Raw genomic sequence first — 16,448 nt, forward strand, 5'->3', positions numbered from 1 at the left:
GGCTTGCTCGCGAAGAGGGTGTGTCAGTCACTATAAATGTCGCCTGACACGCCGCCTTCGCGAGCAAGCCCGCTCCCACAAGGGGCACTGCTTACCAGCGCATCTCCTACAAAGGAAAAGGCACGTTGCTGTAGGATTGGTTATCTAGACTCCAAGAGGTAACCCCATGAGCGAGCCGATTCGCCTGACCCAATACAGCCACGGTGCCGGTTGCGGTTGCAAGATCTCCCCCCAGGTGCTGGAAGTGATCCTGGCCGGCAGCGGGGCGCAGAACCTCGACCCGAAACTCTGGGTCGGCAATGCCTCGCGCGATGACGCGGCGGTGTATGCCATCGACGAAGAGCGCGGCGTGGTCTCGACCACGGACTTTTTCATGCCGATCGTCGACGACCCCTTCGATTTCGGCCGAATTGCCGCCACCAATGCCATCAGCGACATCTACGCCATGGGCGGCGATCCGTTGATGGCGATTGCGATTCTGGGCTGGCCGGTGAACGTGCTGGCACCGGAAGTTGCCCGGGAAGTGATACGTGGCGGTCGTTCCGTGTGCGATGCGGCGGGCATCCCGCTGGCCGGTGGGCATTCCATCGACGCACCAGAGCCGATCTTTGGCCTGGCCGTTACCGGTCTGGTGGAGAAGCGCCACATGAAGCGCAACGACACCGCCACCGCCGGTTGCCTGCTCTATCTCACCAAGCCCCTGGGTATCGGCATCCTTACGACGGCCGAGAAAAAGGGCAAGTTGCGCAATGCCGACATCGGCCTGGCCCGGGACTGGATGTGCACCCTGAATAAACCCGGCAGCCGTTTCGGCAAGCTCGATGGCGTGACCGCGATGACCGACGTCACCGGTTTCGGCCTGCTCGGGCATCTGGTGGAAATGGCCGACGGCAGCCAGCTCACCGCACGTATCGAGTATGACCGCGTACCGCGCTTGCCGGGCGTCGAGTATTACCTGGAACAGGGCTGCGTACCGGGCGGAACGCTGCGCAATTTCGACAGCTACGCCAGCAAGCTCGGACGCCTTCAGGAGCTGCACAAACGTGTGCTCTGCGATCCGCAGACCAGCGGTGGCCTGCTGGTTGCCGTGACGCCCGAAGGCAACGAGCAATTCCTTGCGGTGGCCGCCGAGCTGGGCCTGAGCCTGGAGCCGATCGGTGAACTGGTCGAGCGACAGACCAACGCGGTCGAGGTGTTTTGATGTCTGTCGACTGCACCGATTACCGCGACATCTTCATCAACGACCGGCCCATGATGGACGCCCGCGCGCCGGTCGAATTCAGCAAGGGCTCGTTCCCCGGCGTGATCAACCTGCCGTTGATGAATGACCATGAGCGCCAGCGGGTCGGCACCTGCTACAAGCAGCACGGCCAGCAAGCGGCCATCGTACTCGGGCATCAATTGGTGTCGGGCGCGGTCAAGGCCGAACGTATCCAGGCCTGGGCCGATTTCGCCCGGGCGCACCCCGATGGCTATCTGTACTGTTTTCGCGGCGGCTTGCGCTCGCAGATTGTCCAGCAATGGCTCAAGGAAGAGGCCGGTATCGACTACCCACGGGTGGGCGGCGGCTACAAGGCCATGCGTACCTTCCTGTTGGACACCCTCGACCAGGCGGTTGCCCAGTGCGACTTCGTCCTGTTGGGCGGGATGACCGGCACCGGCAAGACCGAGGTGCTCACGCAACTGAACAACGCCGTGGACGTTGAAGGTCATGCCAACCACCGTGGCTCCAGTTTCGGCAAGCGCGCCACGGGCCAGCCTTCGAATATCGATTTCGAAAACCGCCTGGCGGTGGACGTGCTGAAAAAACGCGCCCGGGGCATCGAGCAGTTCGTATTGGAAGACGAAAGCCGTGCGGTGGGCAGTTGTGCGCTGCCGTTACCGCTGTACCAGGGCATGCAGCAGTTTCCGATGGTCTGGCTGGAAGACAGCCTGGAAGGTCGGGTCGAGCGGATCCTGCGCGATTACGTGGTGGATCTGTGCGCCGAATTCATCGGCGTGCATGGCGAGGAGGGCTTTGCGCTGTTTTCCGAGCGGTTGCTGGCGAGCCTGAACAATGTGCAGAAACGCCTGGGTGGCGAACGTCATCGGCGCATGTTGATTTTGATGGAAGAGGCGTTGGCGGAGCAGGCCCGCAGTGGCGCGGTGGATCTGCACCGGGGCTGGATCGATGGTTTGCTGCGCGAGTATTACGATCCGATGTATGCGTTCCAGCGGGAGAAGAAAGGCGCACGGATCGAGTTTGCGGGGGAGCGGGGGGCGGTTCTCGAGTATCTGTGTGAGCGAGTGAATCAGAAGGGTTGAGGGTGTTTTTGCCGGCCCCTTCGCGAGCAAGCCCGCTCCCACAGTAGATCTTCAGTGATCACAGATCCAGTGTGGGAGCGGGCTTGCTCGCGAAGAGGCCCGATCAAACAATACAAAATCTCAAGTCGGGCAGGTTTCAGCGCCGTTATCCAGGCCCTGCTTGTACACATTGCTCTGCAAGCTGGCCTTGCCGTTGTGCCAGGTCAGGGTCAGCACATACAGCGAATCGTAGTCGCTGGACTCCCAGTCTTCGGTGATGGACATTTTCTTGCCGGTGGCCTCTTCGGCGACCTTGTTGATCAGCTCCGGCAGGTAGCCGTGGGACCAGGCGGTGTAGATGACCGAGTTGTGATACTTGTCGTGGAGCAATTCATCGGCCAGGTCACTGGTGTCATTGGCGGAAAAATTAATGTTCACCGGCAGGCCGAGCTTGATGGCGCTGGGGCTGATGGTCATCAGGGGGCGGATGTAGCTGTAGGAGTTGTCGAACTCGCCTTCCTCGACGTTACGGGTCGGGTTCGCCGCAAACACATAATTGGCCTTGCCGAATTTTTCCGGCAGCAGCGTGGCCAGGTCGATGGCGCGGTTCAGCCCCTGGCAATTGAGCTGGCCCAGGCCTCCGGCGGGTTTTTCTCCGTGGCGCAGGAACACCAGCGTCTGGGTGCCATCCATCGGTTGGGCGCGGCTCAGGCCGGACTCCAGCAACAGGAACGCCGCGCTGACCACCAGCAAGGCGGGCAACAGCAGGTAGGCGCGATGTTTAAAACGTTTGGCATTGTTGAACAGGGTCATGAATAAAAGGTTCTTCAGCGCAATTCGGTTAAGGCTGACAAACCTTTACACCACGATTTTCCTGCATCGGGTGTTTTCCATGTCGTTGAAACCGGTCCGTTCTCAAAGCGGTGGTCCTCAGAGTCCTCTGAGCCCGTTTGGTTCGATTCCGGTCGAGAGCGCAGCAATGTACCGGTAACCTTCAACGGTTTGCAGTGGAGGTTATCGACAGGATGTTGCGGAATTATGGACAGACTACACCTGATGGTGTTGAAACCGTCGTGATCTCTTTTGATCTCCTCTATCAGCGAGATTGATGGCTCCAGGGGATCGCTGAGCCGATATCTCCATTATGATCGTCACTCTCAATGTCTTCGTGGATCCAGCCCATGACCGATTTGTCCGCATTCCCCATTACCCGCAAATGGCCTGCCCAATACCCTGAGTGGATTCAGCTGTACTCCTTGCCAACTCCCAACGGCGTCAAGGTCTCGATCATGCTCGAAGAGATCGGCCTGCCGTATGAACCGCACCGGGTTGGCTTCGACACCAACGACCAGATGTCCCCGGAATTTCTTTCCCTCAATCCCAATAACAAGATCCCGGCGATCCTCGACCCCCACGGTCCGGACGACCAGCCGCTGGCGCTGTTCGAGTCGGGAGCGATCCTGATCTACCTGGCCGACAAGAGCGGGCAACTGCTGGCCCAGGAATCGGCGGCGCGCTACGAAACGATTCAGTGGCTGATGTTCCAGATGGGCGGTATCGGCCCGATGTTCGGCCAGCTCGGGTTTTTCAACAAATTCGCCGGCAAGGACTACGAAGACAAGCGTCCCCGTGACCGCTACGTCGAGGAGAGCAAACGCCTGCTCAAGGTGCTCGACGGCCGGCTCGAAGGGCGCGACTGGATCATGGGCGAGCGGTACACCATCGCCGACATCGCCACCTTCCCGTGGGTGCGCAACCTGATCGGCTTCTATGAAGCCGGCGATCTGGTGGGCATTCAGAATTTCCCTAACGTCACGCGGGTGCTGGAACGCTTCCTGGCACGGCCGGCGGTGGTGCGCGGGTTGCAGATTCCGAGCCCGGTCGCAGGTTGAACACAATCCACTGTGGGAGCGGGCTTGCTCGCGAAGGCAGTGTGTCAGTCACTATATATGTCGCCTGACACTACGCTTTCGCGAGCAAGCCCGCTCCCACAGTGGATCTGTGTTGGATGCAGGGATTGTTGCCCAGCCTGCAAGAGTTTGTTGATCACCCAGGGTTTGTGCCCCGCTCCACACAGGGCATAAGCTTCGCTTCCCTACGATTTTCGTCTTGTCCTCTGAGATTCAGGAATACCCATGTCCAGTCAGTTCCCCGAAGCACGCCCACGCCGTCTGCGCCGCAATGCGAGCCTGCGCAGCCTGTTCCAGGAGACCGAGTTCAGCCTGAACGACCTGGTGCTGCCGATTTTCGTCGAAGAAGAAATCGACGACTTCGTGCCGATCAAAAGCATGCCCGGTGTGATGCGCATTCCCGAGTCGAAGCTGGCCGGTGAGATCGAGCGCTATGCCCGTGCCGGGATCAAGTCGGTGATGACCTTCGGCGTGTCCCATCACCTGGACAGCAGCGGCAGCGACACCTGGCGCGAGGACGGCCTGGTCTCGCGCATGTCGCGCATCGCCAAGGACGCGGTGCCGGAAATGATCGTGATGTCCGACACCTGCTTTTGCGAGTACACCGACCACGGCCATTGCGGCGTGCTGCACAACCATGAGGTCGACAACGACCAGACCCTGATCAACCTCGGCAGGCAAGCCGTTGCGGCGGCCCGCGCCGGTGCCGATGTGATCGCCCCGTCGGCGGCAATGGACGGGCAGGTCCAGGCGATTCGCCGGGCACTCGATGACGCCGGGTTTACCCAGACGGCGATCATGGCCTACTCGACCAAATTCGCCTCGGCACTCTATGGCCCGTTCCGCGAGGCGGGCGGCAGTGCGCTCAAGGGCGACCGGAAAAGCTACCAGATGAACCCGATGAACCGCCGCGAAGCCGTGCGCGAATCGTTGCTCGACGAACAGGAAGGCGCCGATGCGTTGATGGTCAAGCCGGCCGGAGCCTACCTGGACATCATCCGCGACATTCGCGAAGCCTCGCGCCTGCCGCTGTCGGCCTATCAGGTGAGCGGTGAGTACGCGATGATCAAGTTCGCCGCCCAGGCCGGGGCCATCGATGAAGACCGCGTGGTGCGCGAGAGCCTGGGGGCGATCAAGCGCGCCGGGGCAGACCTGATCTTTACCTATTTTGCGATGGATCTGGCGCTGGCCGGGATCTAAGAACCAACACATCCCCCCTGTGGGAGCGAGCCTGCTCGCGAAAAACGCAAGGGCAACGCGATTACTCAGACAATGCGCGTTATCGTTTACGACCATCGCGAGCAGGCTCGCTCCTACAGGGGATCTGTGTTGCATCAGGACGTGCCAAAAAACGAGCGGATCCCGTGATCGCGGAAGTACCGTTCGATCACTTTCGGGTCCGAGCAGGTCTCGGCGATCGCTACATAGGTATCGGGTCTCAACAGATAAAAGCCGTTGCGCCCCAGGCCCGCCACTTCGAACGCCGGACGCCAGTCGAATACATGCAACGGCAGATGGTGCTCCTGGCACCAGGCGATCATCTCGTCGCTGGTGTCGCCATAGGCATGCACCTGCCAGGTCAGGCATTTCAGCGATTCAAAGTTATCCCCCTCACTGTCATGGGCCCAGGGCAGGCGATCACCGCCATGCACATGCCCGGCAACGCCCGTGCTCAGCGGCATTCCACGATAATTCAGGGTGATCTGCGACACCGTGCGAAACAGGAACTGGCGGGAGGTTTCGAACGAGGTCATTTTCGGTATCAGGAACGGGGCCAGGCGTGTACGCAGCAGATCGGCAATCGGCCCGTCGGCGGTGACGAAGGTGAAGACCCGGTCGGTGGTCGCCACCAGTTTGCGGGCAAACGCGATGCGCTCGGTTTCATAGGTATCGAGCAGTCTGGCCTCGGCGCCGCCGCTCAATACGGCCGCGAGTTTCCAGGCCAGGTTGATGGCGTCGCCAATCCCGGTGTTCATGCCCTGGCCGCCCGCCGGGCTGTGGACGTGGGCAGCATCGCCCAGTAAAAACGCCCGACCGTTGCGAAAGTGGTCCGCCACCCGGTGATGCACGCGGTAGGTCGAAAACCAGTTCAATTGCTCGATCTTCACCTTCATGTGCTCGATGGCCCGGCTGCTGACGTCCTCGAAACGCAGGGTCTCGGCGTGTTCGGCGCGCTCGTCGCGCACCGTGCCGATCAAGCGCGCGCGACCACTGCCTGCCAGCGGGAACACGGCGAGGAAGTCCGCCTCGTCGAGATCCACATGCAGTTCGCCGTTGAAGGCCGGGCCGCTGCCCTGCACGTCGGCGACGTAGAAAATCTGCTGGTAAGTGCCGCCGGGAAATCCGGTATCCAGGGTCTTGCGCACAATCGACCGCGCTCCGTCGCACCCGGCCAGGTAACAGGCCTGACAGCTTTCCTGCTGGCCGTCGGGCAGATGCAGCGTGGCCGTGATGCCGTCTGCGGTTTGCTCGAAGCCTGCCAGTTCGGTGTTGCGTTCCACCGAGATGCCGAAGGCTTGCAGGCGCTCGATCAGCAGCCGTTCGTGTTCGTCCTGGGGGAAGATCTCGAGAAACGAATAGGGCGTCAGGCCCTCGCCGATCTGAGACAGGGGCAGGCGCGCCACGGGCTCACCCTTGACCCAGAAGTTACCGGCCTTTACTTGATGGCCGTGTTGCACCACGGCATCGTCCAGTCCGAGCTGGCGATACAGCTCCAGCGTCCGCGCCTGGACGGCCAGCGCCCGGGACGTGGTACCGGGCGCCGAGGCCTTGTCGACAATCCGCACGCGAACCCCCAGTTTGCAGAGCCACAACGCCAGGACCAGCCCGGTCGGGCCGGCGCCGATGATCAACACGTCGCTTCTGTGCATGATCCTGTCCTCCTCGCTGGGTAGGACAAGTATGGTCCACTCTCACCGCTCAACGGGAAATCTGTAGGAGCGAGCTTGCTCGCGATGGACGTCAACGATAACGCGTACTTTCAGGATTAACGCGGCGCCCATTCGTTCATCGCGAGCAAGCTCGCTCTTACAGGTAAAGGTACAGGGCAGGGAGGACCTCAATCAGAAATCGATGGTCCCCGACAATTTCGCCGTGCGCGGTTCGCCCTGGGTCAGGTAACCACCCTGGGCCGATTCCCAGTAACTCTTGTTGGCGACGTTTTCCACGTTAAAGCGCACGGTCACGTCCTTTTCCTGGACCTTGAAGGCGTAACGCGCGCCGGCATCGAAGCGGTTCCAGGCCGGCAGGCTGAGGTTGTTGGCCGCGTCGGCGTATTGGCCGCCGGTGCGCAACATGCGTCCATTCAGGGCTACGCCGGGCAGGCCCGGTACGTCCCAATCGACGCTGGCATTGAACTGGAAGCTCGGTACGCCGATGGCTCGATTGCCGTCGTTGAGGCCGTCCTGGGTTTTCTTCAGTTCGGTGTCCATCACGGTTACACCGCTGAGCAAGCGCAGGCCGTCGATGGGCTCGCCGAACACATTGAGTTCCACACCCTTGTTGATCTGTTCACCGTCATGAATGAACACGGCGGTGGTGTCGTCGATGACCTGGGTGTAGCCGTCAGCCGGTTGTTCGATGCGATACACACCCAGGGTCGCACCATAGGTGCCCATGTCGACTTTGACACCGGCTTCAACCTGTTTGGAACGGGCCGGTGCAAAGACTTCATTGCCGTTGACCACGACCCGGTTGCCAGAGGTCGTCGGGGCCGTCGGCCCTTGGGCCAGGCCCTCGATACGGTTGGCATAGAACGACACGTGGTCCCACGGCTTGAACACGATGCCGTACACCGGCGTAGTGATCGATTTGTCGTAGTTGGCCGTTCGGTTCTGCGTGTTGTAGTCGTACCCTTGAACGACCAGCTGTTGACGGCGCACACCCAGGGTGACCAGCAGGCGATCATCGATAAAGCCCAGGGTGTCGGACACGGCGGCGCTGCGCATGAAGGTTTTGCCGGTGATGCCCGGATCGCCCAGGTCGCCGCCGGAGAAGCCGCCCGCTGGCGCCGGAACGTCAATCGGGTGGTAGATGTTGTTCGGGTACTGGGTCAGGTCGAAATCGAAGGCGTTGCGCTGTTGGGTCCAGATTCCGGCCAGGCCAAAGTTGAGTTTGTGGGTCACCGGACCCCTGGCGAAGCGGCCATTGAGACCGGTCATGGCACTGGTGTTGTCTTCATCGTGGGGAATGAACGAGCCGCTGGTAATCGAGCTGCCATCGTTGCCCACCAGGGTGGTGGAGTCGTAGTTGCCGACTTCGCGGGTGTGCTTGGCGCCGGCAGCGGCATAGGCGGTCCAGCTGTCGTTGAGGTCGTATTCGGCGCGCAGCATGCTGAAGGTGTCTTCGATCTCGCTGAAGCCCCACTTCTGCGCGTAGTTGGTGTCGGCAGAGGGCGCATCGGGGATGTGCGTGGCGTCGCCAAGGTTGACCGAGCTGCGGCCGCCGTTGACGCGTTCCTTCGAATAGACGAAATCGCCGGACAGGCGTAGCGCATCGCCGCGGTAGTCGAGGCCGAGGGCAAACAGTTTCGAGCGCTGGTTCTCGTCGTCGATGGCGGTGTCGCCTTCGCGTTGGGACAGGTTGAGGCGGGCGCCGAAGCGGTTGTCCTCGCCAAAGCGCTGTCCGATGTCCAGGTGTTCGCCGATACGCCCGTCGTCGCTGATGTCGGTGGTGAAGCGTCGCAGCGGCACGTCACCGGCCCGCTTGGGTTGCAGGTTGACGCCGCCACCGATGCCGGAGCCGGTCGGGGTGACACCGTTGATGAAGGCGTTCGGCCCCTTGAACACTTCCACGCGCTCCAGGGCATCGGTGGATATGATCTGCCGCGGCAGGATGCCGTACAGGCCGTTAAAGGAAATATCATCGCCGTTCAGGGGCAGGCCGCGAATCATGAAGGTCTGGGCCTGGTTGGAAAAACCGGAAGCCTGACGCACCGAGGAATCGTTGAGCAGCACATCGCCGACGGTTTCGGCTTGCTGGTCGCGGATCAACTCTTCGGTGTAGGACGTCATGGTGAACGGAACGTCCATGATGTCCTGGTTGCCCAGGATACCCAGTTGACCACCGCGTGCGACCTGCCCGCCAGCGTATACCGGGGGCAGGTCGGACGGTGTCGGGGCCTGGGCGTTGACATTGACGTCGCCGAGCACCAGCGGTTTGCCCTGGCTCCCGGTTGTTTCGGGCGTTGCGGCATGGGCCGTCAAGGACAAGGAGCAAAACAGGGCAAGTAGCGTCGGACGAAAAGGCACGCGGAATCGGGCTGGAAGGGTCATGTTTCGTTCCTGGGCGGCGCGCGGCCGATGGGGAAAAGGGGCGGCGCGGGAACTCCTTGCGCAAATGCGACTCCAGGCAAAAATGGTAGTCGTTCTCAGTAACGTCGTGCAATTTGTTTTCTGCAAGCCAGACAGGCATTTTCTGCCAGTGCAGATGTCGGATAACGGGGCTTCAGGGCTGTTTCAGCGGCCAATGAAAGCAAGCTGTGGTCACGGTCATAGCCTGTGCCATGCCATTGCTCGTATGGTTAAGCCGGACCAATGGACTAGATGGAACGACATGCAAGCCAATCGATTGATCTCAAGCATCGCCGCTTTGTTGGTACTGGCCGGTTGCGGCAGCCAACGGACCCAGGAACCGGCGGCGCGCAATCCGGCCCAGGTGAAGGCCGAGATTGTGCGTTTGCTGCCGGCGAAAGCTGCCGATCCCCAGGGTTGGGCCACGGATATCCAAGTGGCGTTCACCGCGCAAGATATCTCGCCGACCACGCAAAACCTGTGCTCGGTGCTGGCCGTGACCGAACAGGAGTCGACCTTCCAGGTCGATCCGAGCGTACCGGGGCTGGGCAAGATCGCCCGCGACGAGATCGACCGTCGCGCCGCCAGGGCTCACATTCCCGGGTTGCTGGTCAGTGGTGCGCTAAAGCTCGATTCACCCAACGGCAAAAGCTATAGCGACCGCCTGAATGCCGCGCGCAGTGAAAAGGAACTGAGCGCCATTTTCGACGACTTCATCGGCATGGTCCCGATGGGCAAGACCCTGTTCGGCGGCTTCAACCCGGTGCATACCGGTGGGCCGATGCAGGTCAGCATCGATTTTGCCGAGCAGCAGGCCAAGGGCTATCCGTACCCGGTGCAGGGCTCGATTCGCCATGAGGTGTTCACCCGGCGCGGCGGCATGTATTTCGGCATCGCGCACCTGCTCGGGTATCCAGTGAGCTACCCACAGCCGCTGTACCGTTTTGCCGACTTCAACGCGGGTTGGTACGCCAGCCGCAACGCCGCGTTTCAGAACGCGGTGAGCCGGGCTTCCGGTATCCCGTTGGCGCTGGATGGCGACCTGGTGCGCTACGGTTCGATCATGCCCGGCACCACGGAACTGGCCGTGCGTACCCTTGGCAAGCAACTGGACATGCGCAATCCGACGATCCGTGAGCAGCTGGAGGAGGGGAAAACCCTGGCGTTCGAAGACAGCAAACTCTATCGGCGGGTTTTCGAACTGGCTGAAAAGGCCGAGGGCCGGCCGCTACCCCGCGAGGTATTGCCGGGGATCGTGCTGCAAAGCCCGAAAATCACCCGCAAACTCACCACCGCGTGGTTCGCCAAACGGGTCGATGAACGTTACCAGCGCTGCATGGCGCGGGCAGGGAAGTAAGTGCGGCGGGAAAAACAGGTTCATCACGGATTACCGCCAAACTGTAGGAGCCGGCTTGCTGGCGATGGACTCACGTGCGCCGCGTTTATCCGGTTTACGCGCGTTATCGTTGACGACCATCGCTGGCAGCCAGCTCCTACAGGTGACCGCGTCCTGGTCGAAATGATGTGAACGCCAAACTGTAGGAGCCGGCTTGCTGGCGATGGACTCACGTGCGCCGCGTTTATCCGGTTTACGCGCGTTATCGTTGACGACCATCGCTGGCAAGCCAGCTCCTACAGGTGACCGCCTCCTGGTGGAAATGATGTGAACGCCAAACTGTAGGAGCCGGCTTGCTGGCGATGGACTCACGTGCGCCGCGTTTATCCGGTTCATGCGCGTTATCGTTGACGACCATCGCTGGCAAGCCAGCTCCTACAAGGGGTCATGCCCACGTTGAAAATAACCAGTGAAAGCCCCCAAAAAAAGCATAAAAAACCCGGCGGTGAGGCCGGGTTTTCATTGAGTCCTGCGGTCAAGCACTGCATTCAGACAGCGCGGCTTTCGATCAGACGATCCGAACCGCCTTCAGCGACGCGGTTTTGCAGCAGTTTGTCGGAACCGCCTTCAGCGACGCGGTTCTGCAGCAGTTTGTCGGAGCCGCCTTCAGCGACGCGGTTCTGCAGCAGTTTGTCGGAACCGCCTTCAGCGACGCGGTTCTGCAGCAGTTTGTCGGAACCGCCTTCAGCGACGCGGTTTTGCAGCAGTTTGTCGGAACCGCCTTCAGCGATACGTTTTTCCAGCAGGCGATCCGAACCACCTTCGGCCACACGATTCTCGATCAAACGATCGGAACCACCCTCGGCCACACGGCTTTCAATCAGACGATCCGAGCCGCCTTCAGCGACCACAGGTTGAGCAGAGGTAGCGGCGAAAGCGTTAACTGCGAAAACCGAGAAAGCGATGCTGAGGAGGGTCTGGCGTTTCATGATGGTGTGCTCCGGGGTGCTTATGGGTTGGTATGGAGCAGATGTTACGCCGGGGATTTTTTAAGAGAACTTCATTGAGATGATGGTGAACATCGACGGCAATGATAGGTGTGAAGCCATACCTCTGGTGAGCGTGATGGTGCGGTCGTCGGATGGCCGCTGTGTGGCGGGCGGTGGCTTCTACACTGCATAGCTGGCGTGTACCTCTGCGGCGACGGTCGATGTGGCCCGGCAGAGATCAAGGTATGCAAGGAGACGTTTATGTACCAGCTCTACGGCCATCAGAACTCCGGGGCCGCGGCCATCGAAGCCGCCCTTGAACTCTGTGATATTCCTTATCGCTTCATCGATGTCGAAACGTCCGCGGAGGCGGCCTTGGCACTGGAGAAGCTCAACCCGCTCAAACAGATTCCGACCCTGCAGCTGCCTGATGGTGGCGTCCTGACCGAGAGCGCGGCGATCCTGATTCACCTCGGGCTGAGCTTTCCCGCGTCGGGGTTGTTGCCGTCCGACCCGGCCGAACGGGCCCAGGCTATTCGCGGCATGGCGTACATCGTCAGCAATTGTTATGCGGCCATCGGCATCATGGATTACCCCGAGCGCTGGCTGGCCGAGGCGGATGAGTCATCCAGGCAGAACCTCATGGAGGGCGCCCGCCGGCGCCTGCACTGGAGCTGGGAGGTGTTTGCCGATCAATTCTCGGGCGAGCTGTATCTGGGCAGCGAAAAACCAGGGGCGCTGGACGTGCTGGCGGCAGTGATCTCGCGATGGGCGGGCAGTCGGGAACATTTGCGCAATGCGCGGCCTGGTTTTTTCGCCTGGCTGGAACGCATCGACCGCCACCCGGCGCTGGCACCGGTGTTTGCCCGGCATTGGCCAGCCTGAACACCCAAAACCCAATGTGGGAGCGGGCTGTGGCGAGGGGGCTTGCCCCCGTTGGGCTGCGAAGCAGCCCCAAAATTTCCGATGTATCGAAGATCTTGTGAGTGCTGCGCACTCAAACGGGGGCAAGCCCCCTCGCCACAGGTCGCTCCCACATGTGGAGTGTAAAGTGTCCGGACTTACTCCCCGCGAATGTACTGCTCCAGCTGCTTGATCAGCTCCGCCTGTTCGGCAATGGCTTCCTTGACCAGGTCACCGATCGACAGCAGACCGATCAGTTTGCCGCCTTCGACCACCGGCAAGTGGCGCAGGCGTCTATCGGACATGATGCCCAGGCAGGTATCCACGGTTTGATGGGTGTCGACGGTAATTACCGGCGACACCATGATGTCGCGCACCGGCGTGCCCACCGAAGAGCGGCCGTGCAGCACCAGTTTGCGTGCATAGTCCCGTTCGCTGATGATGCCCAGCACTTCATCATTGTCCACTACCAGCAAGGCGCCGACGTTTTTCTCGGCCATCTTCATCAGCGCTTCGAGCACCATGTGGTCGGGTTTGATCTGGTGCACTTCCTGGTTCTTCTGATCTTTGAGCTTGAGCAGTTGGGCGACGGTTTTCATGGTGGTTACTCGGGTGTTGTCGTTGTTCTTGAAGAATCGTAGACGCAAGCCTTCAGGGCAAGGGCGAAAGCGGCAGATAACACGCAAAAAACGCCATTCGGCAGTTTTTCTTCCGTAAGTCTCCTTTTCAGGCCAGTAAATCACCTTGTGGGAGCGGGCTTGCTCGCGAAGGGGCCATAACATTCAACATCCTTGTTGGCTGACAGTCCGCTTTCGCGAGCAAGCCCGCTCCCACAGGGGCGGTGTCTGCCTGACAGACTTGCTGCAAACGGGCTATCGCTGTCGATGACGGGTAGAATCACCCTCTGAATCAGATTCGAGGTTTGCAGTGGTGGATTTACAGCAGGGCTTCGTCCTGACCCGGCATTGGCGCGATACCCCGGGCGGTACGGAAGTCGAGTTCTGGCTGGCGACCGACAGCGGTCCCCGGCGCATCCGCCTGCCTCATCAACCGTCGGTGGCGTTCATCCCTGTCGAGCAGCGTCAGGCGGCCGAAAGCGTTTTGCACGACGAGAAGAACGTCGAGCTAAAACCCCTGGCCCTGCTGGATTTCGAACATCGCCCGGTCCTCGGTCTTTACTGCCAGCAACACGGCCAGTTGATGCGCCTGGAAACCGCGCTGCGCCGGGCCGGTGTCGAGGTGTTCGAAGCCGACGTGCGGCCGCCGGAACGCTACATGATGGAGCGCTTCATCACCGCGCCGGTGCGTTTCAGTGGCACGCCGAATGCCGAAGGCCTGCTGCTCGACGCGCAGATGAAAGCCGATCCCGATTACCGGCCGGGCCTGAAACTGGTGTCCCTGGACATCGAGACCACCGCCCAAGGCGAGTTGTATTCCATCGCCCTGGAAGGTTGCGGCGAGCGTCAGGTGTACATGCTCGGTCCGCCCAATGGCGACGCTGGCCAGGTGGATTTCCAGCTCGAATACTGCGATTCGCGGACCCTCTTGCTGAAAAAACTCAATGACTGGTTCGCCCGCTTCGACCCCGACGCGATCATCGGCTGGAACGTCGTGCAGTTCGACTTGCGGGTGCTTCACGAGCATGCCCGGCGCCTGGCGGTGCCGCTGAAACTGGGGCGTGGCGGCGAGGAAATGCAGTGGCGCGAACACGGCAGCGGCAACCATTACTTCGCGTCAGCCGCTGGTCGCCTGATCATCGACGGTATCGAGGCCCTGCGCTCGGCGACCTGGAGTTTCCCCTCGTTCAGCCTGGAAAACGTCGCGCAAACCCTGCTCGGCGAGGGCAAGTCGATCGACAACCCGTACCAGCGCATGGACGAAATCAACCGCATGTTCGCCGAGGACAAACCGGCGCTGGCCAAATACAACCTCAAGGACTGCGAACTGGTCACGCGGATTTTCGCCAAGACGCAGTTGCTGACCTTCCTGCTGGAGCGGGCCAGCGTCACCGGTCTGCCGGCCGATCGCATGGGCGGTTCGGTGGCGGCGTTCACTCACCTGTACATGCCGCTGATGCACCGCCAGGGTTTCGTTGCGCCGAACCTCGGTGGCAAGCCGCCGCAGGCCAGCCCCGGCGGTTTTGTCATGGATTCGAAGCCGGGACTGTACGAATCGGTGCTGGTGCTCGACTACAAGAGCCTCTATCCGTCGATCATCCGCACCTTCCTGATCGACCCCGTGGGGCTGATCGAAGGGCTCAAGCATCCGGACGACAGCGAGTCAGTGCCGGGTTTTCGTGGTGCGCGCTTTTCGCGCACCCGGCATTGCCTGCCATCCATCGTCGCCCGGGTGGCCGAAGGCCGGGAAACCGCCAAGCGCGAACACAACGCACCGCTGTCCCAGGCACTGAAAATCATCATGAATGCGTTCTACGGTGTGCTCGGCTCCAGCGGTTGTCGCTTCTTCGACACGCGCCTGGCGTCATCCATCACCTTGCGCGGGCACGAAATCATGCTGCGCACCCGCCAGTTGATCGAAGCCCAGGGGCATGCGGTGATTTACGGCGACACCGACTCGACCTTCGTCTGGCTACGCCGCGCCCATGGCCAGCAGGAAGCGGCGCAGATCGGCCATGCGCTGGTTGCGCACGTCAATCAGTGGTGGCGCGAGCACGTGCAGCAGGAGTACGGCTTGCAGAGCGTTCTCGAGTTGCAGTTCGAAACCCACTACAAGCGCTTTTTGATGCCGACCATTCGCGGCGCCGAAGAAGGCAGTAAAAAGCGCTATGCCGGGCTGGTCACCCGGGACGATGGCAGCGACGAAATGGTCTACAAAGGCCTGGAAACCGTACGCACCGACTGGTCACTGCTGGCCCGGCAGTTCCAGCAAGAGCTGTACTCGCGGATCTTCCTGCGCAAGCCCTATCAGGATTATGTGCGTGACTACGTGCGCAAGACCCTGGCCGGTGAGTTCGATGACCGGTTGATCTACCGCAAACGCCTGCGGCGCACGCTCGATGACTATCAGCGTAACGTGCCGCCCCATGTGCGCGCGGCGCGCCTGGCCGACGAATACAACGACCGCCAGGGCCGTCCACGGCAATACCAGAATGGCGGCTGGATCAGCTACGTGATCACCGTTGCCGGCCCTGAACCGCTGGAAGTACGCAGCGCGCCGATCGATTACGACCACTACATCACCCGGCAGCTGCAACCGGTGGCGGACGCGATACTGCCGTTTGTCGACGATGACTTCTCAACCCTGATTGGGGGGCAACTGGGCCTGTTTTGAGTCCAGCAGCGACAAGGTCCAGTCATCCAGGATGCCGTGGAAGTATTGGTTCAGGGCTTGCTGGAAAGGGCTGTCGGCGGCGGCGACCTGGGCAAACAGGGTCATCGAGGAGTGAAACTTCAGGTCGTCGGGGTGACCGAAAATCCCGGCCACCGAGCGCTCCCTGATGTTCAGCACTTCCTGGGTACAGGTGCGCAGGCGGGCGCCCAGCAAAGGATGCTCAAGGTAGGCCAGGGCTTCCTCCCGCGAGCGGATGGCAAAGTGGCGCGACATCTCGCTGCCGCCGAGCCCGGAAAACTGCGGAAAAATGAACCACATCCAGTGACTGCGCTTGTGCCCGTTGTTCAGCTCGGTTTGAACCCGGTCGAACACCGGGTCCTGAGCCTCGAGAAACCGTTGCAGGTTGAATGGATCCAGGTGGTCGGTGCTTCTCATGGCGAAGCTC

At 61.1% G+C, this 16,448-nt stretch carries 13 protein-coding genes; 7 read left to right on the forward strand and 6 right to left on the reverse strand.

All coding sequences use genetic code 11. The annotated features are described in order from the left end of the window. The first annotated feature begins 166 nt into the window (after positions 1 to 166). Positions 167 to 1,201, forward strand: coding sequence for a selenide, water dikinase SelD (gene selD / locus KGA88_RS27210; RefSeq protein WP_110662217.1), 1,035 nt, complete (start codon positions 167 to 169; stop codon positions 1,199 to 1,201). Then, entirely contained in the window at positions 1,201 to 2,304 is a 1,104-nt protein-coding gene (mnmH, locus tag KGA88_RS27215) for a tRNA 2-selenouridine(34) synthase MnmH (RefSeq protein ID WP_223595538.1), read from the forward strand. The genes selD and mnmH overlap by 1 nt, the downstream gene beginning before the upstream one ends. A gap of 120 nt (positions 2,305 to 2,424) precedes the next feature. Here mnmH and KGA88_RS27220 read toward each other — a convergent pair whose 3' ends face one another. After that, positions 2,425 to 3,096 carry a histidine phosphatase family protein gene (locus KGA88_RS27220; RefSeq protein ID WP_110662215.1) on the reverse strand — a complete coding sequence of 224 codons (672 nt, stop codon included), beginning with the start codon at positions 3,094 to 3,096 and terminating at the stop codon, positions 2,425 to 2,427. A 368-nt stretch (positions 3,097 to 3,464) separates the two neighbouring features. On the opposite strand from KGA88_RS27220, the gene KGA88_RS27225 reads away from it, so the two are divergent. Together KGA88_RS27225 and hemB are read left to right on the forward strand one after the other, a co-directional pair. Continuing rightward, positions 3,465 to 4,175 (forward strand): glutathione S-transferase family protein, encoded by a 711-nt coding sequence (locus KGA88_RS27225; RefSeq protein WP_110662214.1) that lies wholly within the window; start codon positions 3,465 to 3,467, stop codon positions 4,173 to 4,175. A 243-nt stretch (positions 4,176 to 4,418) separates the two neighbouring features. Then, positions 4,419 to 5,393: a porphobilinogen synthase gene (gene hemB, locus KGA88_RS27230; protein WP_110663165.1), complete on the forward strand. Its 975-nt coding sequence runs from the start codon at positions 4,419 to 4,421 to the stop codon at positions 5,391 to 5,393. Between the two features lie 134 nt (positions 5,394 to 5,527). Here the strand turns inward: hemB and KGA88_RS27235 are convergent, their stop codons facing one another. Together KGA88_RS27235 and KGA88_RS27240 are read right to left on the reverse strand one after the other, a co-directional pair. Continuing rightward, positions 5,528 to 7,063, reverse strand: a complete 1,536-nt coding sequence (locus KGA88_RS27235; RefSeq protein ID WP_223595540.1) for an FAD-dependent monooxygenase — start codon at positions 7,061 to 7,063, stop codon at positions 5,528 to 5,530. 192 nt (positions 7,064 to 7,255) lie between these two features. After that, positions 7,256 to 9,466, reverse strand: coding sequence for a TonB-dependent receptor (locus KGA88_RS27240; protein ID WP_223595542.1), 2,211 nt, complete (start codon positions 9,464 to 9,466; stop codon positions 7,256 to 7,258). Between the two features lie 280 nt (positions 9,467 to 9,746). Between KGA88_RS27240 and KGA88_RS27245 the strand changes: the two genes are divergently transcribed. Next, positions 9,747 to 10,841, forward strand: a complete 1,095-nt coding sequence (locus KGA88_RS27245) for a DUF1615 domain-containing protein (RefSeq protein WP_223595544.1) — start codon at positions 9,747 to 9,749, stop codon at positions 10,839 to 10,841. A gap of 527 nt (positions 10,842 to 11,368) precedes the next feature. Here KGA88_RS27245 and KGA88_RS27250 read toward each other — a convergent pair. Then, entirely contained in the window at positions 11,369 to 11,809 is a 441-nt protein-coding gene (locus KGA88_RS27250) for a phage infection protein (protein ID WP_223595547.1), read from the reverse strand. A 261-nt stretch (positions 11,810 to 12,070) separates the two neighbouring features. Here KGA88_RS27250 and KGA88_RS27255 point away from each other — a divergent pair, with 261 nt between their 5' ends. Continuing rightward, a complete protein-coding gene (locus KGA88_RS27255) occupies positions 12,071 to 12,694 on the forward strand; it encodes a glutathione S-transferase (RefSeq protein ID WP_223595556.1) in 624 nt (207 codons plus the stop codon). A 176-nt stretch (positions 12,695 to 12,870) separates the two neighbouring features. On the opposite strand, the gene KGA88_RS27260 is transcribed toward KGA88_RS27255, so the two are convergent. Then, on the reverse strand, positions 12,871 to 13,311 hold the full coding sequence (locus tag KGA88_RS27260) for a CBS domain-containing protein (protein ID WP_103395338.1): 441 nt from the start codon (positions 13,309 to 13,311) through the stop codon (positions 12,871 to 12,873). Positions 13,312 to 13,642: 331 nt separating this feature from the next. On the opposite strand from KGA88_RS27260, the gene KGA88_RS27265 reads away from it, so the two are divergent. Next, on the forward strand, positions 13,643 to 16,003 hold the full coding sequence (locus KGA88_RS27265) for a DNA polymerase II (protein WP_223595558.1): 2,361 nt from the start codon (positions 13,643 to 13,645) through the stop codon (positions 16,001 to 16,003). Here the strand turns inward: KGA88_RS27265 and KGA88_RS27270 are convergent. After that, positions 15,968 to 16,438, reverse strand: a complete 471-nt coding sequence (locus KGA88_RS27270; protein WP_110659365.1) for a DUF1810 domain-containing protein — start codon at positions 16,436 to 16,438, stop codon at positions 15,968 to 15,970. The genes KGA88_RS27265 and KGA88_RS27270 overlap by 36 nt on opposite strands. Positions 16,439 to 16,448: the final 10 nt, after the last annotated feature.

Origin of the sequence: Pseudomonas sp. A-R-19 (assembly GCF_019956575.1) — a bacterium.
GTDB lineage: Bacteria > Pseudomonadota > Gammaproteobacteria > Pseudomonadales > Pseudomonadaceae > Aquipseudomonas.

Excerpts from the sequence above, each read along its gene's own strand:
- selD (WP_110662217.1), top strand. The coding sequence starts at position 167 with ATGAGCGAGCCGATTCGCCTGACCCAATACAGCCACGGTGCCGGTTGC.
- mnmH (WP_223595538.1), top strand. The coding sequence starts at position 1,201 with ATGTCTGTCGACTGCACCGATTACCGCGACATCTTCATCAACGACCGG.
- KGA88_RS27220 (WP_110662215.1), bottom strand. The coding sequence starts at position 3,096 with ATGACCCTGTTCAACAATGCCAAACGTTTTAAACATCGCGCCTACCTG.
- KGA88_RS27225 (WP_110662214.1), top strand. The coding sequence starts at position 3,465 with ATGACCGATTTGTCCGCATTCCCCATTACCCGCAAATGGCCTGCCCAA.
- hemB (WP_110663165.1), top strand. The coding sequence starts at position 4,419 with ATGTCCAGTCAGTTCCCCGAAGCACGCCCACGCCGTCTGCGCCGCAAT.
- KGA88_RS27235 (WP_223595540.1), bottom strand. The coding sequence starts at position 7,063 with ATGCACAGAAGCGACGTGTTGATCATCGGCGCCGGCCCGACCGGGCTG.
- KGA88_RS27240 (WP_223595542.1), bottom strand. The coding sequence starts at position 9,466 with ATGACCCTTCCAGCCCGATTCCGCGTGCCTTTTCGTCCGACGCTACTT.
- KGA88_RS27245 (WP_223595544.1), top strand. The coding sequence starts at position 9,747 with ATGCAAGCCAATCGATTGATCTCAAGCATCGCCGCTTTGTTGGTACTG.
- KGA88_RS27250 (WP_223595547.1), bottom strand. The coding sequence starts at position 11,809 with ATGAAACGCCAGACCCTCCTCAGCATCGCTTTCTCGGTTTTCGCAGTT.
- KGA88_RS27255 (WP_223595556.1), top strand. The coding sequence starts at position 12,071 with ATGTACCAGCTCTACGGCCATCAGAACTCCGGGGCCGCGGCCATCGAA.
- KGA88_RS27260 (WP_103395338.1), bottom strand. The coding sequence starts at position 13,311 with ATGAAAACCGTCGCCCAACTGCTCAAGCTCAAAGATCAGAAGAACCAG.
- KGA88_RS27270 (WP_110659365.1), bottom strand. The coding sequence starts at position 16,438 with ATGAGAAGCACCGACCACCTGGATCCATTCAACCTGCAACGGTTTCTC.